The following is a 22,499-nucleotide window of genomic DNA, read 5'->3' on the forward strand; positions in this document are numbered from 1 at the left end:
CAGGTTGTCGCTATTTGGTAATTGCAGCTTACTACTTTGGTTGTGATTGGCCGCTTTTTCGGCCCCAATCCCGGGTCTATCGTGCTTGCAACGGCGACACCCGTCGCCTCCCGCCGCTATCGAGGAGCCGCAGCATGGAAACCATCAACATCCAGAATCCGGACATGGCCTGGCCGATCGCCGCCGACCTGCATTTCCCGCCGGACTTCGACCGCAACCGGGTCTATCCCGCGATCATCAGCATGCATCCGATCGGCAGCTGCAAGGAGCAGACCGCCGGCAACATCTACGGTGAGGCCCTGGCTCGCGAGGGCTACGTGGTGATCGCCTATGACGCCAGCTTCCAGGGCGCCAGCGGTGGCGAGCCGCGTCGGGTCGAAGACCCGACCCAGCGCGTGGAGGATGTACGCCGCGTGGTCGACCATCTGGTCACCCTGCCGTACGTGGATGCCGAACGCATCGGCGTACTGGGCATCTGTGGCGGTGGTGGCTACGCGATCAACGCCACCATGACCGAGCGCCGCATCAAGGCGGTCACCAGCATCACTGGTGTCAACTTTGGCCGGCTCAGTCGTGAGGGCTTTGGCGGATTCGATCCGATCGGCACGCTGGAGGCCATCGCTGCCCAGCGCACCGCCGAGATGCGCGGCGGCGAGGCCCGTGTGGACCTGTTCCTGCCGCCTTCGGTGGAACAGGGGCGCGCCGCCGGCATCACGGATATCGATGTGCTGGAGGCCACGGACTATTACCGCACGCGCGAGCCGCAGCCCAACGGCGTGGTCAGTGCGCTGTTCTCGCATCGCGGTGCAGCGGTGGGCTGGGATGCCTTCCACCTGGCCGAAGTCCTGCTGACCCAACCGTTGCTGGTGGTGATCGGTGACAAGCCGGGTGGCTTTGGTGCCTACCGCGATGGCCTGGAGATCCATGGCCGTGCGGCGTCGAAGCACAAGCAGTTGAAGGTGGTGGAAGGCTGGTCGCATTACGACCTGTATGACAAGCCGGAGCCGGTGCGCGAGGCCCTGTCAGCGGTCGTTCCCTTCTTCAAGCAGCACCTGTGAGCTGATGTGGCAGGTGGTGCCGGCCACGGGCCGGCATCATCTGTACGCGGAGTACTCCGCCCAGTCATCGAGATCGGCCAGTTCCGGCGCCAGCGCATGTTCGACCGCGCGGCGCAGCAGTGCCGGCGCGACGTAGTGCCGGTGCGCGGCATCGATCAGCGCCATGTACAGGCGGCCGAACGCATTGCGGGTCTGCACGCGCGAGCCGAGGCTGATCTCGACGTGGCCATCGGCACAGCGCTGCACCCGCACGCTGCTGCGGAAGCGCAGGTGGCGATCATCGGCACCGAGCAGCACTTCGGCGCAGGTGTCCCCGTCATCGATGTGCGCGTCCAGCACCGGGTAGCGACCGGCGAACAACCGGCTGCGGTCGGTCGACAGCAGTGACGATACAGGGCAGCCGAGCGGCGACGTACGCAGCCGCAACGGCGCCACGAGGCGGTTACGCAGTGCCATCAGGTGGCCCACGCCGGTGGGCGGATTGCGCAGGAAGCCTTCCAGTACATCGGCCAGCAGTACCGACGCGGAGTGATGCGCGACCTGCGCGCTGTCCAGGCACAGCGTGGTCTGGTCCTGGTAGTGGCTGTGCGGCAGCGCAGTGGCCAGCAGCCCGTCGCTGTGTGGTGCCTGCGACTGGACCGGGTAGGCCGGTGTGGCGCGTTCGACGAACCCGCGCAGCGGCCGCAGTGGAATCCGGCGCAGCGGACCGAGCAGGGCACGGGTACGCGCGCACAGCTGAGCACTCAGGCTGGGGGGTGCGGCCTGCAGCGACAGCTGCAGCAGTGGCGCTGCCGAGAGTGCAGTGGCCGATGGCCAGTGGGCATCGGGCAGTACCTCGGTCAGGCTGGGGATATCGGCCGCATTGCGTTGAACCTGTGCACGGGCCTGCTCATCCATCGCCCCGGCCAGCTCATTGCTGTGGCAGGACAACGCGAACAGCGCCGGATGTGTGCGATGGTTCGATGCGAACTGGTGCCACGTGCCGCCGCCGAAGCGCACGGTGAACAGGCAGTCCGGTGGAATGCGGATGCGCCGCAGCGTGCGTGCGAAGGCAGCGGGATCGCGCGCCAGCTGCGCGTCGGAGGCGGTGGCGAAGCGCAGCTCGGCGCCCGCGCTTCCGGCGATGGCGGTGAACGTGCGCGGGCCTGCATGGCGATGAAACGGGTGACCACCGGCACCGACGGTGAAGCTGTACAGCGAGGAGGCGTCGCCCTGCTGCAGATGCATGCCGCCCAGTCGCGCCGAAGGCTCGTCCAGCGCATCGATGAAGGCCGGGTGGTGGCGCTGGCGCTGGCTGGCGTCGGTCACCAGCGCATCACCGGCACCGATGCCGAGCTGCGCGATCAAGGTGACTTCGGTCGGGCTTCCGCCCTCCTGCCCCGGAAGCTGCACCCCTGGAAACGAACGGCGGTCGCGGGTCGAACCAGGCATGGTCATGCTCCTTGGCGGGGCGGTTCAGCGGGCTGGGGACTTGCGGCGCGCGCGTGCTTCGCGCTTCAGCGGGCCGCCGACCGGACACACTTCGGCTGCCCAGGAAAACAGCGTGTTGGCCAAGCGGTCGGGCACCTGCCGGAAGTAGACGAACTGGCCGCGCTTCTCGCGTTCGATCAGGCCGGCTTCCTCGAGGATGCGCAGGTGGCTGGACAGCGCCGGCTTGCTGAAGTCGAAGCGTTCGGCCAGCTCGCCCGCGCTCAGCTCACCGGCGCTGAGATAGGCCAGGATCTGGCGGCGGGCGGTGGAGGCGAGGGCTTCGAAGATACGGTCCATGGCGAGCTAATTAACTAATTCGTTAACTGATACTCCTCCCGCCAGCGGCGGCTGTCAAGCCATGACCCGTTGCGCGTGGCGCCCGGGCTTTGCCATCCTCCCTGCTGTTTTCCGTAGCGTGGAATCCCGATGCGTCCTGTGTTCTGGCTGGCTTTGGCCCTGCTGCCCACCCTGGCGGTGGCGCAACCTGCGCGTACTGCAAAGGCCAAGGCCCCTGCGCAGGATCCCTTCAGCGAGCTGTTCGATACTGCCTGCATGCAGCACATCGGTGCCCCGGCGCGGTTGCAGTCGCTGATGGAATCCAATGGGCTGTCGCCGTTGCAGCCCGCCGAAGCCGCGACGCTGTTGCAGGGGCAATCGGGCGTGGCCTGGATGGTGCCTCTGGCCAGTGGCCGCTATGCGGTGAGCTGGGCTGACGATGGCACGTGTACGGTCTACGCCGAAAAGGCCGACGCGGCGGTCGTGCAGAAGGGATTCGCCCGGTTGGTGCAGGCCGCACCGAAGCCGTTGCAGGTGCGGTCGCTGCCAGGGCGTGGGCCGCTGTCGGCCGATCAGGTGGCCATCCAGTACGGCTGGGCCACGCCGGGGCAGGGCAAGCTGCAGGTGCGATTCCGCCTGGTCACACGGCAGGCGGCCGAAGCCGGCGTGCAGGCGATGGCCTCGGCGGCCCCGGGCGAAGCGATGCTGGCGCAGGGCGCGCCTGGGCCCTGAAGGGCCCACGCTCGCGATTCAGCCTTTCACGCGGCAAGTGGTATATCGTTTATCGATAAATCCACCCGGGGCGGCGAGGCCACCCCAATGCCGGAGGCCGCTTGACCGCTCGTCCCGCCCGCGCCAGACCCGCGCGAGGCTTGTTCACCCTGGCCCAGGCCGCCGTACAGGCGGTGCGGGCGATGTGCTGGCTGGGCATCCTGGCCGCACTGCTGGCCGTGCCGCTGGTCGCCCACGACCGCAGCTGGCTGCTCGACAGCATCCACGACGCTGATGCCGCTGCCGTGCATGGCAGCGACCTGTTCCTGCATTTCTGCCTGGGCCTGGGCGCGATCGTCGCGCTGCTGGTGCTGTGCCTGATGTTCCTGCGCCACCTGCTGCGGCTGTTGAAGTCGGCGGCGCGCGAGCGGCCGTTCACCCACGCCAATGCACAGCGCCTGCAGCGCATGGCCTGGCTGATGCTGTCGATGGAGGTGCTGTCGATCCTGATCGGCGCCTACGCCGCCTGGATGGGCCCGGACTTCACCTGGATGGAGGTGGGCGGCGGCATGTCGATCACCGGTCTGGTCGCGGTGCTGATGCTGTTCGTGCTGGCACGCGTATTTGCCGTGGGTGCGGCAATGCGCGATGACCTCGACGGTGTCATCTGATGGCGATCGTCATCACCCTGGACCGCATGCTGCAGGAACGGGGCATGACCCTGTCCGAGCTGGCCGGGCGCATCGACATCACCCTGGCCAACCTGTCGATCCTGAAAACCGGCAAGGCGCGCGCCATCCGCTTTTCCACACTTGATGCGATCTGCCGTGAGCTGCAATGCACGCCCGGTGACCTGCTGGGGCATGACCCGACGCAGGCGCAGGACGCTGACTGAGTGTTTCCCCTTCTCCCTTACCTACTGACGAAACGGACCTGAAATGGAATGGTTGGCTGACCCCTCGATATGGATGGGCCTTGCAACCCTGGTCGTGCTGGAGATCGTTCTCGGCATCGACAACCTGGTGTTCATCGCGATCCTGGCCGACAAACTGCCGCCGCACCAGCGTGACCGCGCGCGGGTGATCGGCCTGGCGCTGGCCCTGCTGATGCGGCTGGTGCTGCTGGCCGCGCTGGCATGGATCATGAAGTTGACCGAACCGCTGCTCACGCTGTTCGACCACAGCTTCTCCGGGCGTGACCTGATCCTGCTGGGCGGTGGTCTGTTCCTGCTGTTCAAGGGCACGATGGAACTGCACGAGCGGCTGGAGGGCCGCGAGCATCACGAGGATGGCAAGAAGGTCTACGCCAGCTTCGCGATGGTGGTGGCTCAGATCGTGGTGCTCGACGCGGTGTTCTCGCTGGACTCGGTGATCACTGCGGTCGGCATGGTCGACAACCTGGGCGTGATGTATGCCGCGGTGACCATCGCGATGGTGCTGATGCTGGTGGCCAGCAAGCCGCTGACCCGTTTCGTCAACAAGCATCCTACGGTGGTCGTGCTGTGCCTGGGCTTCCTGTTGATGATCGGTTTCAGCCTGGTGGCCGAAGGCCTGGGCTACAAGATTCCGAAGGGTTATCTGTACGCGGCGATCGCCTTCTCGATCCTGGTTGAAGCCTTCAACCAGTGGGTGCGCTTCAATCGTGAGCGCAACGAGCGCCGCCAGCCCTTCCGCCAGCGTACCGCCGACGCCGTGCTGCGCATGCTGGGCGCGCGCCCGGCCAATGGCCACGACGACGAAAACGCTGACGAACACGTCGATGCCGAAGAGCGGTTGCAGCCGGCCGAGCACGAGATGATCCGCAGCGTGCTGGGCCTGGCTGATCGCCCGGTGTCGAGCGTGATGACCGTGCGTGCCGACGTGCAGTGGATCGACCTGGCACGTGGGCAGGAGGATGTGGTGGCACGCCTGGTGGCATCGCCGCACACCCGCCTGCTGGTGGGTGATGGCGACCTGGACAGCCTGCGCGGCGTGGTTCAGAGCCGCGACCTTCTGGCCGACCTGCTGCAGGGCAGGCCGCTGCAGCTGGAGGGCAACCTGCGCGAGCCGCAGTACGTGCTGTCCAGCGCCAGCGCACTGCAGGCGCTGGAACTGATCCGCCAGCACCCGGTGCCGTTGGCGGTAGCGGTGGACGAGTACGGCAGTGTGGAAGGCCTGGTGACCGCCAACGACCTGCTGGCGGCCATTGCCGGTGACCTGGTCGACACCCAGGACGAGCGCTATGGCGTGGAGGCGCAGGGCGAGAACCAGTGGGAGGCCGACGGTGCGCTGACCCTGGACGACCTGCAGCGCCTGGCCGGCGTCTCGCTGCCACGCAGTGCCGACTACATGACCATCTCCGGTCTGGTGCTGGAGCGTCTGGGGCGCCTGCCGGACATCGGTGACACGGTGGAGATTGCGGATGTACGCATCACCGTACTGGCAATGGAGAAGCGTCGCATCGCCCGCCTGCGGGTGGAACGCATCGGGCTTTCGTAGAGTCGAGCCTGCTCGACTGGCCCTCTGTAGAGTCGAGCCATGCCCGACTGGCCCTCTGTAGAGTCGAGCCATGCTCGACTGCTTCCTGAGCAGCCGGGTATGGGCTCGGCTCTACACAACACTGCCGGCAACCGTCACCATGGCGGGCCCGCTTTCTTTCCCGGATGGTTGCAGTGCTGAGTACGATCGGTTTGTTGATGGGCCTGTACGTGGCCTGGCGCCTGTTCTGGCCACTGCGCATGCCCATCTGGATGAAGGTCGTGCTGTCGCTGCTGCTGGTGGGCGTTGCCGTGCAGCTGCGCATCGTAGCCACCTTCTGGGGCACGATGGCCTCGCCGGAGATACCGAAGCTGGCCATCGCCACGCTGGCCACCGGCTCCACCGCCGTGTTGCTGCTGGCGCTGGTGATGCTGGTGCTGGACGCCGGCCTGCTGCTGTCGCACCTGCTGCGCTGGCCGCGTACTGTATCGGTCCTGCGCGCGCCGAAGCTGCGGCCGACGGCAGGTCTGCTGGCCCTGCTCGTGAGCGGTTATGGCGTCAGCCAGGGCATGGCGGTACCCAAGCCCCGGCAGATCGAGGTGAGCATTGCCGGCTTGCCTGCCGCGTTCGATGGCTATCGCGTGCTGCAGCTGACCGACATCCATGCCAGCCGCCTGCTGACTGGCGACTGGGTGCGCAAGGTGGTGGACGAGAGCAACGCACTGACGCCGGACCTGATCGTGATCACCGGCGATCTGATCGACGGCAGCGTCGAGGCGCGTCGCGAGGATGCCCGCCCGTTGGCTGATCTGCATGCACCGGACGGCGTCATCGCCATCACCGGCAACCACGAGTACTACGCGCAGTACCAGGCGTGGATGCAGGCGTTCCGCGCACTGCACATGCAGGTGCTGGAGAACAGCCACCTGCAGGTGCGGCGCGGCGATGCGGCGCTGACCATTGCCGGCGTCACCGACCCCGTGGCCGCACGCTACGGTCTGCCGCTACCGGACCTGGAGGCCGCGCTGGCTGGCGCCGATCCGGGCGCGCCGGTGATCCTGCTCGACCATCGCCCGCGCAACGCACGCGAGGCGGCCGCGCGTGGGGTGAAGCTGCAGCTGTCCGGGCATACACATGGCGGCCAGATCATCGGCATGGACCAGCTGGTGAAGCGCGCCAATGGCGATTATGTGTCCGGTCGCTACGAGGTGGATGGCATGACACTGTACGTGAGCAATGGTGCTGGCCTGTGGGCCGGTTTCCCGGCACGCATCGGCGTTCCTTCGGAGATCACCCTGATCACCCTGCGCCGCGCCCCGTGACCCCTGACAAACCACATGGAAGGAACCATTGCCCATCCCCGCGCACCCATGGAACGTCTGATCCGCGCCAATGCGGACGAGATCAATCGGCTGCGCCAAGCCATCCGCGAAGCCGCTGGCGCGCGCTGGCGTGGCCCGGAACAAATGCAGCAGCACGCGGCAGCCTGCGCGGAATACCGCCAGCGGTATGAACAGCTTGCGTTCCCGGGTGGCTACGCCAATGCGCTGAAGCAACTTGCCGAACGCGATCCAGATACGGTGGATGTCGTGCTGACCTTCCTTGAGGTGCGCCCGTACTTCTTCCGTTCCGGATACATGTGGAAGACGCTGCTGAAGCGCGTGCAGCGGGTGCCGATGGGCGCGAAGCAGCAGGCCCGGATGCAGAAGATCCTCGATGCCTACGCTGCCTACCGGGCGGGAAGCCAGCACACCGGGTAGCTCCACGCCATGCGTGGAGGTCGCGCAGCACCCAGCGTCCCAGCCGGCCCCGGATCGGCGATCATCTGCACTGGGTTCTGAAACCAGGAAACACGCAATGCAGGGAGCGCATCATTCAATCCGGCGTCCGCGCCACGTCGCGCTGCTGGTTGGTCTGCTCGCGCTGGCGGCATGCCAGCGCACAACGGATGCGCCGACCGGGGCACCCGCAGCGGGCACACCGCTTGCCGCCCCGGCCATGGCAGAAGACCTCTCTCCGCTGCTCGATGCCCTGCCGAGCTGTGCGCTGGACGGCTGGTACATCGACGTTCAGACCGATCGCCCGGCACATCCCTGGCTGGCCGCGAATGCGCCGAAACCCTGCAAGGTGGACGAAGAGAGCGAGATCGCCACGTTCTGCGTGCAGGGGCAGTGGAAGGGGCTGCCGGTGGAGGAGGTGATCCTGCCGACGATGACCTTCGTCTCGTTCCGTGGCGTGAAGATCGGCCTGCCGCTGGAGAAGGCACGTCCCATCGTCCGCCAGCGTTTCGGCCAGGACTTCCCGGGTGGTGCGGCTTACGAGGAGGGCCGAGAGCCGAAGCTGCTGGCCGACCCCGAGGATGCGCAGCGTTCGTGGCTGCTGTGCAGCACGCCGGAACCGGGAGACGACGTGGGCAGCCAGGCAGGCGTCAGCTACTCGGGCATGAACCTGCCCTACGACCACGACGGTTGCAGCTACCGCTACAGCCCGGTCGACTTCTGCGATGCGCGGCACCGCGCAGCCATCGACGATGCGCTCCAGCACCAGGAGCCCAATTTCAACCAGCACTACCTGCTGGTACAGGTCGATGATCGTCCAGAGTACTTCCAGCGCACGCTGATGCTGGTCGATACCCGCACGGGCAGGGCGACGCCACTGCCGTTCGATGCCTTCACCGGGCCGGCGGGGAAGGGCGGTGATGCAACCGGATACGGGACACTGGAAACGGGCGTGGACCAGCAGCAGTTCTGCCTCGATGGCACGTTGCTGGTGTACCGCGTGTTCGAGGAAGGGCGCTTCTGTTTCGGCTTTGACGGTGAGCGTTTCACCGGCCATGAAACCCAGTACATGCAGGCAGTGGATAGCTGATGACCGGCATTTCACCCCGTCCATGCCACGCTGCGCGGAACCTGTACATCCGGGATCGAGGCTGTTGAAGGCGAATACGCAATGACCGTGGCGCGGCAGCGCTCGATGTGGGTGGCGGGCCTGTCCACGGTGGTGGAGTGGTACGACTTCACCCTGTACCTGTACTTCGCGACGGTGTTGTCGCGGGTGTTCTTCGGCGGCGGCGAACAGGCGCTGCTGGTCACCCTGGCCGGCTTCGCGGTGTCCTACCTGATGCGTCCGCTGGGCGCACTGTGCTTCGGCCACCTGGGGGACCGGCTGGGCCGGCGTTGGATGCTGCTGGCATCGATGGCCTTGATGGCAGCGGCGATGCTGGCCACCGCGCTGCTGCCGACAGCGGCCACGGCGGGCACTACGGCGGGCGTGCTGCTGCTGGTACTGCGCTGCGTGATGGCATTTTCGGTGGGCGGTGAGTACACCGGCGTGGTGGCGTACCTGCTGGAAAGCGCACCAGCACGGCGACGCGGCCTGGTGACCTCGCTGGCATCGGCGGCCAGCGAGGTGGGCGCGCTGCTGGCGGTGGCGATCTCGGCGCTTACGGTTGCGCTGCTGCCCACGGCGCAGCTGGACAGCTGGGGCTGGCGCATTCCGTTCTTCTTCGGTGCCGCGCTGGCACTGGTGATCCTGGTTGCGCGCTCGGGCATGCACGAATCGCCGGAGTTCGAACGCCAGCGTCGCGAGGGCAGTATTCCGGCTACGCCGCTTCGCCACGTATTGCGTAACCACCCGCTGGCAGTAGCGCGCACGTTTGCGATCTCGGCGCTGGGATCGATCACTTATTACGTCGGCATCACCTATGTGCCGGCATTCCTGCATGCGCAGGGTCATGACGAAGGTGATGCACTGTGGCTGTCGACGATTGCGGCAGTGGCGGTCATTGCGATCACGCCGCTGTGCGGCGCATTGTCCGACCGCGTCGGGCGACGCCCGATGCTGCTGGGTCTGACTCTGCTGGCGGCGCTGCTGCCGTTGTCCCTGTTCGCGTGGATGGCGGAGGCGACGGCGCTGGGCATCGCGCTGGCGGCGGTGCTGCTGGCCTGCGTGGCCGGTGGCGTGAGCGCGGTCGCGGCCCCGGCTACGGCCGAGCAGTTCCCGGGCGAGGGCCGGGTCAGCGGGTTGGCACTGGGGGTGACCATGGCCACCGCCTTCTTCGGCGGGGCAACGCCATGGCTGGCGCAATGGTGGGTGGAGCGCAGCGGCTGGGCAGCGGCGCCGGGCGCGATGATCGCGCTGGTGGCGGTGCTGGTGCTGCCGGTGCTGTGGACCCTGCCCGAGACGGTCCCGGGCAGGGCCAGGCGCTAGCGGGTCAGACCTTCAGGGTCTGCTCGATGTCGGCCAGTACCGCGGCCGCATCCACGCCGATGGCAATCGACTGCACCACGTGGCCATCCCACGCGCTGGGACCGAACGCCAGGCCTTCCGGCTTGGGAATGGTCATGCCGCGGGCGACACCGTCGGTGGCCACGCGCACGCTGGCGCGCTCGAACTGGAACAGCTCCGGGCGGGTCAGCGCGATGCACGCGCAGCAGTCGTGCACGACCATGCCCTTGTGGCCGGCCTGCAGGTAGAAGTCCACATAATCCTGCGACAGCGCACGCACCAGCTCGGCGTCGGCACCGCCGATGGCAGCCAGCTTGTCCAGGCCGTCACGGTCCATTTCCACGCGGGTGGTCACGTCCAGACCGATCGCAGTAACCGGCCAGCTGGCGGTGAACACCACGTCGGCGGCTTCGGCATCGCCCCAGATGTTGGCCTCGGCGGCAGGGGTGATGTTGCCGTTGACGTGGAAAGCGCCACCCATGATCACCACGCCGCGCACCAGGCCGGCGATGTCCGGGGCCTGCTGCAGGGCCAGGGCCAGGTTGGTCATGCGGCCGACCGCGACCAGGGTCACCTCGCCCGGATGGGCGCGGACCAGGTCGATGATCAGCTGATGGGCCGGGCGCGCATCGGCGGCCACGTCCAGGCTGGCCGGCACCGGGTGGTTGCCCAGGCCGTTGTGGCCATGGATGTGCACCGGCCAGGCTTCCGGGGTGGCTTCCGGCTGCAGCGGGCCGCCGGCACCGCGCGCGACCGGAGCGGCAAAGCCCCAGGCCTGCTTCAGGTACAGCGCGTTGTGGGTGGTCGACTCCACCGAGGCGTTGCCGAAGGTGGTGGTGACGCCGATCAGGTCGATCTGGGCGTGCTTGTGCAGGTACAGCAGGGCCAGGGCGTCGTCGACGCCCGGGTCGGTATCGAAAATGACTTTCAGCATGTTGTTGTTCTTCTTCTTCCGTGTGGTGCGGGGGGCGCCGGCGGCCCGGAGGCAGGCCGGCGCGCCCTACATTGTCCCATCTTCATGACAGGCAGGGCCAACATCGGGGTGGAAGGCCATAATGCCTCCAGTCCAGGCACGGAGTCGCCGAATGCTGATCGTTGCCCTTCTGCTGGTCCTGCTGGTGCTGGGCCTGAACGTGGTGGCTACCGTGGTGATCGTCAGGCGTGATGGCCTGTCGGCGGGCGGCCGGACGGTGCAGCTGCTGCTGGTCTGGCTGCTGCCGCTGGTCGGTGCGATCCTGTGCATGGCAGTGGCCACGGCCGATGGCTCGGGAAGCCGGGGGGATGGCGGCGCAAGCTACGACAGCTCAGGTGGTTATTCCGGTGACAACCACAGCCATCACAGCCACAGCAGCTCCGACTGCAGCAGTGATGGTGGTGGGGGTGACGGCGGCAGCTGCGGTGGCGGCGATTGATGAGACGTCCCAGGGTGCCGGCCAAGGTCACGTCCTGGTAGTGCCGGCCGCTGGCCGGCAACCCCAACAGCTCAGCCGCCGCCTTCGGTCGGCAACGGCGCCGGCACGTTCAACAGCCCGCCCGCCGCCACATAGGCGGCCAGCGCCTGGCCCTGGCTCAGCAGGTGGCGTTCCATGGTGCGTTCGGCAGCCTGCGCGTCGCGGCGGCGGAAGCACTCCATCAACTCGCGGTGTTCGGCCAACGACTGCGCGGTGCGGCCCGGCGTCAACAGCTGGCGGCCACGGTGCATTTTCAGGATGCGGTGCAGGTCGTGGGTGATGCGGATCAGCCACGGGTTGCCCGCGTAGTGCTGCACGGTTTCGTGGATCAGGTAGTTGTTGCGGTAGTACTCGGCGATGTTGCCCTCGGCCGCCGCTGCTTCCATCGCTGCATGCAGGTCTTCCAGCTGCTGCACGCCGGCGTCGTCGATGTGCTTCACCGCCTCATGCGCGCAACGGCCTTCCAGCATCGCCATCACCGGGAACAGCTGGTTGAGGTCTTCCAGCGTCAACCGGGTGACCCGACTGCCACGACCCGCATCGATCTGCACCAGGCCTTCGGCGGCCAGCAGCTTCAGCGCCTCGCGCAGCGGCGTGCGGCTGATGCCCAGTTCCTCGCACAGCGCGGGCTCGTCGATCCATTCTCCCGGCGGCAGCCGGTAATCGTAGATGCGCTCGCGCACGTGTTCGGCCACCTCTTCGTACAGAGGTGCGCGCTTCTTCGGTGACCGCGGGGCAGGGGCAATGGCCATGGTGGAAGTGTACCGCCAGGTAGTGCCGGCCGCTGGCCGGCAACCCATGATCGCTGGATGGCTTCATGAGAGTGCCGGCCAGCGGTCGGCACTACCGCTGGGCGGTTACATCCAGCCCGGCACCACGAACACCAGCCAGGCCAGCAGCGGTCCGAGCGCAACCACCAGGCCGCTGTACACCAGGAAGCGGCGGAACAGAGTCTCGCGCTCTTCCTTCGCGGCCGAGGCCACCACCAGTGCGCCATTGGTCGAGAACGGGCTGACATCGACGATGGTGGATGACACCGCCAGCGCGCAGATCACGCCGGCGGCGCTGAGGTGGCCCTGCATCAGGAACGGCACCGCCAATGGGATCGTCGCGCCGAGTACCGCTGCCGACGAAGCGAATGCGGAGACGATGCCGCCGACATAGCAGACCAGCAGCGCTCCGAGCAGCGGGATGCCGATGTCGGACACACCGTTGCCGATGAAGTCCACCGCGCCGGCATGTTCCAGCACGCCGATGTAGGTCACCACGCCGCAGATCAGCAGCACGGTGGACCAGCTGATGCCATCGACCGCACCCTTCTGGCTCTGCGGGGACAACAGCGCCAGCGCCACCGCCACGGTGATCGAGACCAGGCCGACGTTGAGGTTGTAGATCAGCGCGGCCACGCCCAGGCCGAGCAGGCCGATCAGGGTGAACAACCGCTCGCGGGTCAGGTTCACCGCATCCAGTGCCACCGGATCATTGCTGAGCGTGCCGCCGCCTGCCGCGACCAGCGCGCCATGACCTTCGATCGCGAACTGGCGCGACGACGCCTGCGGGCCACCGGCCATCGCCAGCTCGGCATTGCCGAGTGTTCCTGCTGCGGTGATCGAGCCACGGCGCAGCAGGGCGATGCCACCAAAGGCGAAGAAGCAGATCGTCGCCATCATGAAGTTGAAGCCCAGACTGGTCAGGAACACCGCCATCTCGGTCACTTCCAGCCCGGCTTTCTGCACCACGCCGTTGGTGATGCTGCCGTATACGCTGATCGGCGAGAAGCCGCCCGCCTGTGCGCCATGGATCACCAGCAGGCCCATCATCAACGGGTTGATGTTGTACTGCTTGGCAAAGCGCAGCGCGACCGGACCGATGATCGCGACCGCCGCCGGGCCCAGTGCACCGAACGCAGTGAGGACCGCGGTGATCACGAACATCACCCACGGAATGGCCACGATATGGCCGCGCACGGCTTTCACTGCCCAGTGCACCAGCAGGTCGATGGTGCCGTTCTTCTGCGCGATGGCGAACAGATAGGTGATGCCGACCAGGGTCAGGAACAGATCGCCGGGGAAGCCGGCCAGCACCTCTTTGCCCCCCATGTCGACCCACAGTCCGCCGATGATGAAGGCCAGCGCGAAGGCGACGGCACCCATGTTGATCGGCATCGCGGTGGCGACGATGAACATGATCACCAGACCGATGATCGTTGCGATTTGTGGACTCATGCGCCCTCCCAGACACGTGACTCACGTACAGCGCGGATGGAGACCCGCCATCCCGGGGTAAGGCGACGTACTGCGTGTTGCGTGATACGTACTGCTCGAACCCGTTACTGCAGCCTCTCCAGCGCGCTGCGGACCCACGCCGCGGCGCCTTCAAGGCTCTGGAACTCTTCCACCGCGCGCACCTCGCAGCACGGATAGGCCGGCGCGACCATGCGCGCCAATGCGTTGCCCGGGCCCAGCTGCAGGAACACCCGCGCGCCACGCTCGAAGGCCTGGCGCATCACCTGCGCCCATTCGATGGTCTGCGCGAGCTGCGCCGACAGCGTGTGGACTGCCGTTGCGCGATCCCGCGCCGGTCGCGCATCGATGCCGGCCAGCAGCGGCAGGCGTGGGGCCTGCAGTGGCGAGGCGTCGAGTGCGGCAGCGAACGGTGCGACCGCCGCTGTCAGCAACGGTGTGTGTGCAGGCACGTGCACCGGCAGTGGACGGATGTCCGCACCCTGCGGCCGCGCGGCATCGGCCAGCCGCTGCAATGAGGCGTGCGTGCCGCCCACGATGAAATGGTCCTGCCCGTTGGCGATGGCCACGTGCGCTCCGTGCAGATCGCACAGCGGCTGCAGTACATGGCGTTCCAGGCCAAGCACTGCCTGCAGGCCTGCATCGGCGGGGCTGGCGCTGTCCATCAACAGCGCGCGCTGCGCAGCCAGGGCAAGGCAGGTGGCCGCATCGACGCCGCCGGCGATGGCATGTGCGGCCAGCTCGCCGATGCTGTAACCCGCGATCACCGTCGGCGTTGGCAATACCTCGCGCAGGCCCTGCCAATGCGCCAGGCTTGCTGCGCACAGCAGTGGTTGCGCCCGCACATTGTCGAAGCGGTCGTCGGCCGCCGCAGCGGCGAATACATCGCGGCCAAGCAGTTCGCTCGTGGCATCGAGCACCGGCCGCGCGGCAGCCAGATCGCGCACGCGATCGAACATCGCCGCGTGCTGCGCGCCTTGGCCGGGGCAGAGCAGGGCCAGGCTCATGCCTGCTCCTGCTGCAGCAGGAACACGCTGCAGGCCAACAGGTCTGCGCTGCCGCCCGGGCTCAGCCGGCGCATGACGAAGCCGTCACCGATGCGACGCAGATGTACCTGCCAGTCCGGCGCGAACGTGCCACCGGCGTCCAGGAAGGTGCGTGCCTGCCGCTGGGCCCAGCGCAGGCCGTCGGCGCCGCCGCGGTGCAGCAGGTTGAGGTCATCCACGCACGCGATCAGCTGCATCAGGGTCTGGCACATCGCGGCCTCGCGTGGCAGGCCGCTGGCCAGTGCGTGGCGCAGGGCAGGCAGTGCCACTTCGCGCAGCAGCGGGTAGCCGGCGGCCGCTTGTTCGCGCACACCTTGCACGCCGTGTCGTGCACGCGCGCGCTGGCCAGGGCTGTTCGCATCCAGAGGCGCGTCGGCGAGCTCGGGCGCCCAACGGCGCACTTCCTGGCAGACCTGCTCGGCTGCGGCGACACGGCCCGCGCGGCCCCAGCAGGCAGCGGACGCGGCCACCAGCAGGCCAAGGCTGAAGATCGCACCGCGATGGGTGTTGATGCCCGCAGTGGCGTTCAGCATCGATATCTCGGCGGCGATGCCATGCCGGCGCAGCGTCTGGAACGGCGCCGCGCCGGCACCGGCGTCGGCCACGGCGATGAAATAGTGGCGCAACGCGAACAGGCTGCGCAGGAAGGTGCCGGCATCCATGTCGTGGTGGCTGCCGCGATCGAACGGTGTAACCAGTCCCGGTTTGGGGGCAAGGGTCAGTTCGGCGTGCAGGCTGGCGATGGCAAGGCGCCCCAGGCGCGCGCTGTCCACCGCCGGAGTGGACCGGGCGACGCGCTTCACGACAGCGTTCATGCGACAACTCCAGTGGCGTTGAACAAGGCCTCGCGCAGTTCCAGAGCGGCACCATCAATGCGTTTGACCAGTACTTCGCGGCTGCGACCGGCGTATTCGCGCCAGTTCACCGCGCCACCATCCACCAGGCACAGTTCGCCATCCACGCGATGCCCGTAGGCGCTTTCCCAGTGCTGCAGGCGTTCGACCAGCAGGTCGGCCTGGCGCGCGTCATCCACCTGCCACAGCAGGTCGATGTCCGAGCGCGGGTGCACATAGGGTAGGCCGCTGAGGTGCCGCCAGGCGAAGGCGCCGAACACGCGGGCCGGTGCAAGCCGCAGCATTGCCTGCAGTGCCGCCTGCCAATCAGCCGGAACGCCGCCGGCGAGAATCTCATCCAGGGCAGGGGGAGGCTGCAGGTGCTGGATGTCCTGCAGGGCCACGCGCAGCGCCAGCCGTTGCTTGCCTTCGCTTGGCGGCAGCGGCACCCCCAGGCGCAGCCGCGGGTCGGGATCATCCGCCGCACTGCGTGCCACCATGCCTGGCAGGCCCTGTGCGAACCATGCTGCCAGGCGCGGTTCGTGTGCAGTTACGTCAGCCCGCCAGTCGGCATCGGCCGACAGCCAGGCCAGCGTGTGGCGGGCGGGCCGCTCAGGCATCGCCGTGGGCCACCGCAGTCGAAACCCCTGCCGCCAGGGCACGACCGCCGCGCTGTGCGCCGCGTGCGGCACGCAGGTCGCCTTCGGCGGGCGTGCGCAGCGCCTGCAGCAAGTGCTGGGCAAGATCCCCCTCCCACAGCGATTCCACCGCACCCATCGCCACGTAGTTCTCCACGCCCGGCGCGAACACCGGCGAGCTCTGGCTGAGTGCCTGCAGTTTCTCCAGCGGTTGCTTGGTCACCCGTGCCATCGCGCGCAGGTCCATCACCCGCACCTGTGCATCGGGCAGGGCGTGGATGTGGTCGGCCATCAGGCCGAATGATAGGAAGCCGCCACTGACGGATTCACCATAGACCAGCGTGACAAGCCGCGCGCCACGTCGACGCGCGAGATCCAGCGTCTGTGCCAGATGCGCGAAACAGCCGTTGATGCCAAGCAGTTCGTCGCGCCGCGCCAGGCGCTGGCCAGCGGTGTCCACCAGCATCACGATCGGTCGCTGTGGAAGCGCGGCGGTGCTGGCAAGCACGGTTTCGGCCAGTGCCAATGCGTGGTCCACGCCGACTTCGAGTTTGTCGGCGGTACCGATCACGGTCACCTCGCCATCCTCGGTGGTGGCGCTGCCGGTCAGCACCGAATCGTTCACGGCAATGGCATGCCCATGCGGGAACAGGGCATCGAGCAGGGTCTGCAGCGGCATGCTCATGGCAGGCTCCGGTCGGCGGTGGCGATGAGGAACGCATCGGTGTCGAGCAGCGGCAGTCGCTCGGGGGCAGTGATACCCAGCCGCGCCCAGATCTCCAGGCCATCGCGGCAATCGCCCCAGGCCTGCACGCGCGCCTTCAGTGCCGCATGGCGTTCCTGCAGCGCGGCCAGTGCAGTATCTGGATCGGTGCTGCTGGTATCAGGCTGCAGCGCGTTGCTGGCCGCCTGCGCGAAGGCCTCGATGGCATCGGGCACCAGCACCTGTGCCTGGTCGATCAGGTAGCGGTGCTTGCCTCCCGTTACGCGCCAGACCAGTGCGCGATCGCGGGAATCGAATTCCTCCACGCCGCGAACGGTTTCGATCACTTCCGGTCCGGACAGCGACAGCCTGCCTTCCTCGGACATGACCACGGTGCTGCAGCAGCGGGCGACGATGCCCATGCCACCGAACGCGCCGTTGCCGCTGCCGATCAGCGCCACCACCGGCACGCCTGCAGCGCGCGCATCCAGCGTGGCGCGCATGATCTCGGAAATGGCGATGAGCCCTGCATTGGCTTCGTGCAGGCGCACGCCACCGGTATCGAGCAGCAGCAGCACACCGTCAGGTCGGGTTTCCGCTGCACGGTGCAGCAGCCCGGTCAACTTGGCGCCGTGCACCTCGCCCACACCGCCGCCCATGAATTCACCCTGCTGTGCAGCCAGCAGCACGCGTCGGCCGCGCAGTGTGGCTTCGCCGACAACGATGCCGTCGTCGAACGCCGCGGGCTGGTCGAGCTGTGCCAGGTGCGGGCTCATCATCCGCCGCGCCGGGCCGAGGAATTCACGGAACGAGCCGGCGTCGGCCAGGCCGGCGATGCGCTCGCGTGCATCGGCTTCGTAGTAACTGTGGCGCTGCGTCCGGCTCATCGTGGATCTCCAGCAAGCAGGGTTTCCACTGCCTGGTCCAGGCGCAGGCTGACCACCGCCGGGGTCGCACCGGCATCGTTGATCGAGACGCGTACATCGCGCAGTGGATGGCGCTGTGCGAAATCACCGATCACCGCCTCCCAGACGCGGCCAAAGCCCTGCGCGGCGGTGATGATGCGCACCGTCATCGCGCCGTCCAGTGCGGCCGGTTCCAGCAGGATTTCCAGGTTGCCCGAGGCCAGTACGCCGACCAGCACTGCATCGCGCGGAAACTGCACCGCCGTGTGTCCTTCGAATCGATAGTCGAGGGTTTCCATGCTCAGCCCCTTACCAGTTGCGGAAGCGCTTGGGCGGGTCGTACAGTCCGCCGGACCAGCGCACCAGGTCCTTCACCGAACGCGCCGCAAGCAGGTCACGGCTGGCATCGCGCACGGAGATGCCGAGGTCATCGGGACGGCGGATCACGCCGCGGTCGCGCAGGTTCTCCACCATCGCGCGGTCGCGCCCCATGCCCACGGCGGTATAGCCGGACACGCCGCGGATCGCCTGTTCGCGCTCTTCAGGGGTGCGGCACAGCAGCAGGTTGGCGATGCCTTCTTCGGTCAGTACATGGCTGACGTCGTCGCCATAGATCATCACCGGTGGCAGCGGCATGTCCGCGCGCTCGGCCAGCTCCCAGGCGTCCAGCCGATCGACGAAGGCCGGTGCCATGTGTTCGCGGAAGGTTTCCACCATCTGCACCACCAGCTTGCGGCCACGCGGCATCTCACCGGGGCGTGCGGCCTGCTGGCCGGCCTTGATCCAGGCCTCGCTGGCATGGCGGCGGCCACGTGCATCGGAGCCCATGTTCGGTGCGCCACCGAAGCCGGCGATGCGGTCGCGGGTGGCAGTGGAGCTGTTGCCCTGCAGGTCGATCTGCAGGGTGGAACCGATGAACATGTCACACGCATACAGGCCCGCGGTCTGCGAGAACGCGCGGTTGGAGCGCATCGAGCCGTCGGCACCGGTGAAGAACACATCGCTGCGTGCGGCGATGTACTTCTCCATGCCCAGTTCGGAACCGAACGAATGCACCGATTTGACGAAGCCCGATTCGATCGCCGGAATCAGTGCGGGGTGTGGATTGAGCGCCCAGTGCTGGCAGATCTTTCCCTTCAGCCCGAGCGATTCGGCGTAGGTCGGCAGCAGCAGCTCGATGGCCGCGGTGTCGAAGCCGATGCCATGGTTGAGGCGGTTCACGCCGTACTCGGCGTAGATGCCCTTGATCGCCATCATCGCCATCAGCACCTGGATCTCGGAGATCTGCGCCGGGTCGCGGGTGAACAGCGGCTCGATGTGGTTCGGCTTCGGGGCCTGCACTACGAAGTTGACCCAGTCAGCAGGGATATCGACGCGGGGCAGGGTGTCGACGATCTCGTTGACCTGGGCGATGACGATGCCGCCACCGAACGCGGTGGCCTCGACGATGACCGGGGTGTCTTCGGTGTTCGGGCCGGTGTAGAGATTGCCGTGGCGATCGGCGGCCTGCGCGGCGACCAGCGCTACGCGGGGCGTGAGGTCGATGAAGTAGCGGCCGAACAGTTCCAGGTAGGTGTGGATGGCACCGATCTGGATGCGCCCTTCGGCCACCAGGTTGGCCAGCCGCACCGATTGCGGGCCGGAGAACGAGAAGTCCAGTTTCGACGCGATGCCACGCTCGAATACATCCAGGTGCGACGGCAGAGACAGCACCGACTGCACCATGTGCAGGTCGTGCACCCGGGCCGGGTCAAGGTCGGCCAGGGCCTGGGCGAGGAAATCGGCCTGTTTCTGGTTGTTGCCCTCCAGGCAGACCTTGTCGCCTGGCTCCAGCAGTGCGTGCAGCAGCTCGCCCACGTCGGTGGCGGCGACCTCACGTCCCCGGGCCCACGGCGCGGCACGTTCCAGGCGGGCCTGGCGGCTGCGTTCCAACGTATCCCAGCTCGGGTTCATCGACCGGCTTCCGATTGGTGTCGATGTAATTACGGCATAATTACAGTCGGGCATGCAACCCGCACTGCAGCAAAAAGAAGGGCCCGCGCGAAGGCGGGCCCATTCAGATTGAAATGGAGGATGACCCGCATCGATCGGGGTAGTGCCGGCCGCTGGCCGGCTCCGCGTCATCGATGCATCGCTTGGAGCCGGCCAGCGGCCGGCACTACCGTTTCTGGTGGCTCAGAACTTCCAGCGCAGGCTGGCCGACACGAAGCGCGGTTCGCCGTAGTTGTTGTAGTCCAGATTCGCCCAGTAGGTCTTGTCCAGCGCGTTGCGCACGCTCAGCGTTGCCGTCCAGTTGTCGCTGATGCGGTAGTTGGCGTTGAACTGGACCAGCATGTAGGCCGGCTGGTTCACCGTCACCGTGCCGCCCAGCGGGTAGGCGATGTTGTAGCCCTGCACCTTGCTCTGCCACTGCACGCCACCGCCGATGCTCAGGCGCTCCAGCGCGCCGCGCAGCTGCAGCTGGGTGTTGAGCTGCAGCAGGTCCTTCGGCGGGTTGGCGTACAGCAGATCGGTGGCGGCGCGGGTGACCTTGACGTGGGTATAGCCGGCGTTGACCGTCCAGCCCGGCAGGATCTCGCCGTTGACGTCCATCTCCCAACCGCGCGCCTTGGTGCCGTTGACGCCGACGTAGGCGGAGGTGCCATCGCTCAGCGAACCCTCCGGCACGCCCATGTCACGCACCGCGTAGTTGTCCTGCTTGGCTTCGAACACGGCGGCATTGGCGGTCAGGCGGCCATCGAACCACTGCGTCTTGATGCCCGCTTCCAGGTTCGAGCCCTGTACTGGCGCCAGCAGGTTCTCGTTGCGGTCCTTGAAGTTCTGCGGGTTGAAGATCTCGGTGTAGCTGGCGTACGCCGAGACGTTCGGGGTGATGTCGTAGACCAGGCCCACGTAGGGAGTGACTTCATCGCTCACCTTGTACGCGCCGCTGGTGCCGGTGTAGGCGCCTGCGGCGTTGTAGGAGCGGCTGAGGGTTTCCCAGCGGCTCAGGCGTGCGCCGGCAATCAGCGACAGCGGATCGGCCAGGCGCAGGCGGGTGGCCAGATAGACGCCACTCTGCGTGGTCTTGGCCACGCGGCGCGCGCCGGTACGGCGGTAGGTGACCTCGGAGATGTCGCCGTTCCAGCTGTACACGTTGGGAATGTAGTAGCAGCGTTCGCCGCCGCAGCGTGCCCAATCGTTCGGGAAGTTCAGCGCCAGGGTGTTGGTGGTGCCTTCCAGGTCCGACCACTGTGCGCCGAGGGTCACATCGTGGTCGCGGCCGAACAGATCGAAGCTTCCGGTCAGGTAAGCATCGACGTTGCGCCGGGTGTCCCTCGAATCACCGGCGGCCGCGCGCAGGAAGATGCCCGAGCCGGTCACCGGGTCCGGGTTGCCGGTGCCGTACAGGCGCACGTTCTGCACATTGCCACGGGTGTAGGCGGTGTTGATCTTCAGCAGCCAGTTGTCGCCGAAGCGCTGTTCCAGGTTGGCGAAGGCAGTGTTGCTCTCGCGCTTCCAGTAGCTCCACTTCGGCGACAGGTTGGTCGAGCGCGGCAGGTGCGCGAAATTGCCCTGGTTGTCGAAGAACGGCACGGTGCCCCAGGTCGAGCCGGTCGGATTGTTGTCCTGGCTCTGGTAACCGAGGGTGATCGTGGTGCTGTCGGTGACGTCGCCTTCCAGCACCGCCATGCCGGCCATCTTGTTCTCGTCGTAGCGGTCGTAATACAGGCCACGATCGGTATAGGCGGCGACCACGCGGCTGCGGAAACGGCCGTCATCGGTCAGCGGCGCGGTCACGTCCGCCTCCATGCGTCGATAGTCCCAGCTGCCGGCGCTGATCGCGAACGAGGCATCGAACTCCTTGCCCGGCCGCTTGCGCAGCAGGTTGACGGTGGCCGACGGCACGCCGGCGCCGCTGAGCAGGCCGTTGGCACCGCGGATCACTTCGATGCGGTCGTAGAAAGCGGTGTCGTATTCCTGGTTGGTGGAACCGCTGTAGGTGGGAATGCCATCGACCTGGAAGTCGGTGATGGCGAAGCCGCGTGCGTAGTACAGCGGGCGCTGGGTGTCATAGAAGGACACGCTGACGCCGGTGACGTTGCGCATCACGTCGTTGATGCTGAACAGCGACTCGTCCTGCAGGCGCTTCAGGCTGATCGCAGTGGCCGACTGCGGGGTTTCCTGCAGTGTGATCGGCAGGCGGGTGGTGCTGGATGGCGGAGCGGACTGCTCGGCACGGACGCTGACCCGGTCCAGGGTCTTGGCATCGGATGCATCGGCGGCGGCCTCGGCGAACGCCGGAGACGCGACCAGCGCGAGCGAAGAGAGCAGGGCAGCCGGCAGCAGCGCACGGCGGGGCAGGCGGTTACGGAACGTCAGGGACATGGTGGGTTCGAAGCTCGGAGACGGGAAGGGGGCGGCAACAGTCGTCCAGCACCCGGGGCGGCGGCTTCGGGCACATCAGGTCCATCTGGGAGGGGCGCGGTCACTGCGTAGGAC

The 22,499-nt window shown here is 67.2% G+C and carries 23 protein-coding genes; 10 read left to right on the top strand and 13 right to left on the bottom strand.

The features are described from left to right. Positions 1 to 134: 134 nt before the first annotated feature. The gene (locus ACZK13_RS05415; RefSeq protein WP_032127632.1) at positions 135 to 1,058 is read left to right on the top strand and encodes an alpha/beta hydrolase; all 924 of its coding nucleotides are present in this window, start codon (positions 135 to 137) and stop codon (positions 1,056 to 1,058) included. A gap of 36 nt (positions 1,059 to 1,094) precedes the next feature. On the opposite strand, the gene ACZK13_RS05420 is transcribed toward ACZK13_RS05415, so the two are convergent. Beyond that, positions 1,095 to 2,489: a DUF2867 domain-containing protein gene (locus ACZK13_RS05420; RefSeq protein WP_329810834.1), complete on the bottom strand. Its 1,395-nt coding sequence runs from the start codon at positions 2,487 to 2,489 to the stop codon at positions 1,095 to 1,097. Between the two features lie 24 nt (positions 2,490 to 2,513). After that, complete coding sequence (locus ACZK13_RS05425) at positions 2,514 to 2,825, bottom strand: metalloregulator ArsR/SmtB family transcription factor (RefSeq protein ID WP_004147836.1); 312 nt, start codon at positions 2,823 to 2,825, stop codon at positions 2,514 to 2,516. A gap of 129 nt (positions 2,826 to 2,954) precedes the next feature. Between ACZK13_RS05425 and ACZK13_RS05430 the strand changes: the two genes are divergently transcribed. The 8 genes from ACZK13_RS05430 (at position 2,955) to ACZK13_RS05465 (ending at position 10,180) form a co-directional block, all read left to right on the top strand. Further along, positions 2,955 to 3,536, top strand: coding sequence for an NMCC_0638 family (lipo)protein (locus ACZK13_RS05430; RefSeq protein ID WP_049398870.1), 582 nt, complete (start codon positions 2,955 to 2,957; stop codon positions 3,534 to 3,536). A 182-nt stretch (positions 3,537 to 3,718) separates the two neighbouring features. Further along, positions 3,719 to 4,186, top strand: a complete 468-nt coding sequence (locus ACZK13_RS05435) for a DUF2975 domain-containing protein (protein ID WP_032127655.1) — start codon at positions 3,719 to 3,721, stop codon at positions 4,184 to 4,186. Continuing rightward, a complete protein-coding gene (locus ACZK13_RS05440; RefSeq protein ID WP_010483459.1) occupies positions 4,186 to 4,410 on the top strand; it encodes a helix-turn-helix domain-containing protein in 225 nt (74 codons plus the stop codon). The genes ACZK13_RS05435 and ACZK13_RS05440 overlap by 1 nt, the downstream gene beginning before the upstream one ends. Before the next feature lie 43 nt (positions 4,411 to 4,453). Then, positions 4,454 to 5,992, top strand: a complete 1,539-nt coding sequence (locus ACZK13_RS05445) for a TerC family protein (RefSeq protein ID WP_180837924.1) — start codon at positions 4,454 to 4,456, stop codon at positions 5,990 to 5,992. Positions 5,993 to 6,156: 164 nt separating this feature from the next. Then, positions 6,157 to 7,293, top strand: coding sequence for a metallophosphoesterase (locus ACZK13_RS05450; protein ID WP_253145477.1), 1,137 nt, complete (start codon positions 6,157 to 6,159; stop codon positions 7,291 to 7,293). Positions 7,294 to 7,341: 48 nt separating this feature from the next. Then, a complete protein-coding gene (locus ACZK13_RS05455; protein WP_478482339.1) occupies positions 7,342 to 7,731 on the top strand; it encodes a hypothetical protein in 390 nt (129 codons plus the stop codon). A 97-nt stretch (positions 7,732 to 7,828) separates the two neighbouring features. Then, positions 7,829 to 8,839 (top strand): hypothetical protein, encoded by a 1,011-nt coding sequence (locus ACZK13_RS05460; RefSeq protein ID WP_125893741.1) that lies wholly within the window; start codon positions 7,829 to 7,831, stop codon positions 8,837 to 8,839. 81 nt (positions 8,840 to 8,920) lie between these two features. Next, on the top strand, positions 8,921 to 10,180 hold the full coding sequence (locus ACZK13_RS05465; protein ID WP_125893743.1) for an MFS transporter: 1,260 nt from the start codon (positions 8,921 to 8,923) through the stop codon (positions 10,178 to 10,180). A 4-nt stretch (positions 10,181 to 10,184) separates the two neighbouring features. On the opposite strand, the gene ACZK13_RS05470 is transcribed toward ACZK13_RS05465, so the two are convergent. Further along, positions 10,185 to 11,132, bottom strand: a complete 948-nt coding sequence (locus tag ACZK13_RS05470) for a nucleoside hydrolase (protein WP_253145481.1) — start codon at positions 11,130 to 11,132, stop codon at positions 10,185 to 10,187. A 151-nt stretch (positions 11,133 to 11,283) separates the two neighbouring features. On the opposite strand from ACZK13_RS05470, the gene ACZK13_RS05475 reads away from it, so the two are divergent. Continuing rightward, a complete protein-coding gene (locus ACZK13_RS05475) occupies positions 11,284 to 11,610 on the top strand; it encodes a hypothetical protein (RefSeq protein WP_253145483.1) in 327 nt (108 codons plus the stop codon). 71 nt (positions 11,611 to 11,681) lie between these two features. On the opposite strand, the gene ACZK13_RS05480 is transcribed toward ACZK13_RS05475, so the two are convergent. The 10 genes from ACZK13_RS05480 to ACZK13_RS05525 form a co-directional block, all read right to left on the bottom strand. After that, positions 11,682 to 12,401 carry a GntR family transcriptional regulator gene (locus tag ACZK13_RS05480; protein ID WP_012510388.1) on the bottom strand — a complete coding sequence of 240 codons (720 nt, stop codon included), beginning with the start codon at positions 12,399 to 12,401 and terminating at the stop codon, positions 11,682 to 11,684. A gap of 105 nt (positions 12,402 to 12,506) precedes the next feature. After that, positions 12,507 to 13,874, bottom strand: coding sequence for an SLC13 family permease (locus tag ACZK13_RS05485; protein WP_032127621.1), 1,368 nt, complete (start codon positions 13,872 to 13,874; stop codon positions 12,507 to 12,509). Between the two features lie 104 nt (positions 13,875 to 13,978). Beyond that, positions 13,979 to 14,899: a malonate decarboxylase subunit epsilon gene (gene mdcH, locus ACZK13_RS05490; RefSeq protein WP_253145485.1), complete on the bottom strand. Its 921-nt coding sequence runs from the start codon at positions 14,897 to 14,899 to the stop codon at positions 13,979 to 13,981. Further along, a complete protein-coding gene (mdcB, locus tag ACZK13_RS05495) occupies positions 14,896 to 15,753 on the bottom strand; it encodes a triphosphoribosyl-dephospho-CoA synthase MdcB (RefSeq protein ID WP_185749950.1) in 858 nt (285 codons plus the stop codon). Before mdcB ends, mdcH begins: the two co-directional genes overlap by 4 nt. Continuing rightward, positions 15,750 to 16,391, bottom strand: a complete 642-nt coding sequence (gene mdcG / locus ACZK13_RS05500; protein WP_125893751.1) for a malonate decarboxylase holo-[acyl-carrier-protein] synthase — start codon at positions 16,389 to 16,391, stop codon at positions 15,750 to 15,752. The genes mdcB and mdcG overlap by 4 nt, the downstream gene beginning before the upstream one ends. Beyond that, a complete protein-coding gene (mdcE, locus tag ACZK13_RS05505; protein ID WP_125893798.1) occupies positions 16,384 to 17,088 on the bottom strand; it encodes a biotin-independent malonate decarboxylase subunit gamma in 705 nt (234 codons plus the stop codon). The genes mdcG and mdcE overlap by 8 nt, the downstream gene beginning before the upstream one ends. Positions 17,089 to 17,090: 2 nt before the next feature. Then, complete coding sequence (locus ACZK13_RS05510; RefSeq protein WP_049422772.1) at positions 17,091 to 17,999, bottom strand: biotin-independent malonate decarboxylase subunit beta; 909 nt, start codon at positions 17,997 to 17,999, stop codon at positions 17,091 to 17,093. Next, positions 17,996 to 18,316, bottom strand: a complete 321-nt coding sequence (mdcC, locus tag ACZK13_RS05515; protein WP_049398883.1) for a malonate decarboxylase acyl carrier protein — start codon at positions 18,314 to 18,316, stop codon at positions 17,996 to 17,998. The genes ACZK13_RS05510 and mdcC overlap by 4 nt, the downstream gene beginning before the upstream one ends. Before the next feature lie 10 nt (positions 18,317 to 18,326). Further along, positions 18,327 to 19,970: a malonate decarboxylase subunit alpha gene (mdcA, locus tag ACZK13_RS05520; RefSeq protein ID WP_125893753.1), complete on the bottom strand. Its 1,644-nt coding sequence runs from the start codon at positions 19,968 to 19,970 to the stop codon at positions 18,327 to 18,329. Between the two features lie 222 nt (positions 19,971 to 20,192). Then, entirely contained in the window at positions 20,193 to 22,385 is a 2,193-nt protein-coding gene (locus tag ACZK13_RS05525; RefSeq protein ID WP_125893756.1) for a TonB-dependent siderophore receptor, read from the bottom strand. Between the last annotated feature and the right edge of the window lie 114 nt (positions 22,386 to 22,499).

It is taken from the genome of Stenotrophomonas sp. 99219_Sma (assembly GCF_056480785.1).

Excerpts from the sequence above, each read along its gene's own strand:
- ACZK13_RS05455 (WP_478482339.1), top strand. The coding sequence starts at position 7,342 with ATGGAACGTCTGATCCGCGCCAATGCGGACGAGATCAATCGGCTGCGC.
- ACZK13_RS05440 (WP_010483459.1), top strand. The coding sequence starts at position 4,186 with ATGGCGATCGTCATCACCCTGGACCGCATGCTGCAGGAACGGGGCATG.
- mdcA (WP_125893753.1), bottom strand. The coding sequence starts at position 19,970 with ATGAACCCGAGCTGGGATACGTTGGAACGCAGCCGCCAGGCCCGCCTG.
- ACZK13_RS05430 (WP_049398870.1), top strand. The coding sequence starts at position 2,955 with ATGCGTCCTGTGTTCTGGCTGGCTTTGGCCCTGCTGCCCACCCTGGCG.
- ACZK13_RS05510 (WP_049422772.1), bottom strand. The coding sequence starts at position 17,999 with ATGAGCCGGACGCAGCGCCACAGTTACTACGAAGCCGATGCACGCGAG.
- mdcB (WP_185749950.1), bottom strand. The coding sequence starts at position 15,753 with ATGAACGCTGTCGTGAAGCGCGTCGCCCGGTCCACTCCGGCGGTGGAC.
- mdcH (WP_253145485.1), bottom strand. The coding sequence starts at position 14,899 with ATGAGCCTGGCCCTGCTCTGCCCCGGCCAAGGCGCGCAGCACGCGGCG.
- mdcC (WP_049398883.1), bottom strand. The coding sequence starts at position 18,316 with ATGGAAACCCTCGACTATCGATTCGAAGGACACACGGCGGTGCAGTTT.
- ACZK13_RS05470 (WP_253145481.1), bottom strand. The coding sequence starts at position 11,132 with ATGCTGAAAGTCATTTTCGATACCGACCCGGGCGTCGACGACGCCCTG.
- ACZK13_RS05450 (WP_253145477.1), top strand. The coding sequence starts at position 6,157 with ATGGTTGCAGTGCTGAGTACGATCGGTTTGTTGATGGGCCTGTACGTG.
- ACZK13_RS05465 (WP_125893743.1), top strand. The coding sequence starts at position 8,921 with ATGACCGTGGCGCGGCAGCGCTCGATGTGGGTGGCGGGCCTGTCCACG.
- ACZK13_RS05445 (WP_180837924.1), top strand. The coding sequence starts at position 4,454 with ATGGAATGGTTGGCTGACCCCTCGATATGGATGGGCCTTGCAACCCTG.
- mdcE (WP_125893798.1), bottom strand. The coding sequence starts at position 17,088 with ATGCCGCTGCAGACCCTGCTCGATGCCCTGTTCCCGCATGGGCATGCC.
- ACZK13_RS05485 (WP_032127621.1), bottom strand. The coding sequence starts at position 13,874 with ATGAGTCCACAAATCGCAACGATCATCGGTCTGGTGATCATGTTCATC.
- ACZK13_RS05415 (WP_032127632.1), top strand. The coding sequence starts at position 135 with ATGGAAACCATCAACATCCAGAATCCGGACATGGCCTGGCCGATCGCC.
- ACZK13_RS05525 (WP_125893756.1), bottom strand. The coding sequence starts at position 22,385 with ATGTCCCTGACGTTCCGTAACCGCCTGCCCCGCCGTGCGCTGCTGCCG.
- ACZK13_RS05420 (WP_329810834.1), bottom strand. The coding sequence starts at position 2,489 with ATGCCTGGTTCGACCCGCGACCGCCGTTCGTTTCCAGGGGTGCAGCTT.
- ACZK13_RS05435 (WP_032127655.1), top strand. The coding sequence starts at position 3,719 with ATGTGCTGGCTGGGCATCCTGGCCGCACTGCTGGCCGTGCCGCTGGTC.
- ACZK13_RS05460 (WP_125893741.1), top strand. The coding sequence starts at position 7,829 with ATGCAGGGAGCGCATCATTCAATCCGGCGTCCGCGCCACGTCGCGCTG.
- mdcG (WP_125893751.1), bottom strand. The coding sequence starts at position 16,391 with ATGCCTGAGCGGCCCGCCCGCCACACGCTGGCCTGGCTGTCGGCCGAT.
- ACZK13_RS05475 (WP_253145483.1), top strand. The coding sequence starts at position 11,284 with ATGCTGATCGTTGCCCTTCTGCTGGTCCTGCTGGTGCTGGGCCTGAAC.
- ACZK13_RS05425 (WP_004147836.1), bottom strand. The coding sequence starts at position 2,825 with ATGGACCGTATCTTCGAAGCCCTCGCCTCCACCGCCCGCCGCCAGATC.
- ACZK13_RS05480 (WP_012510388.1), bottom strand. The coding sequence starts at position 12,401 with ATGGCCATTGCCCCTGCCCCGCGGTCACCGAAGAAGCGCGCACCTCTG.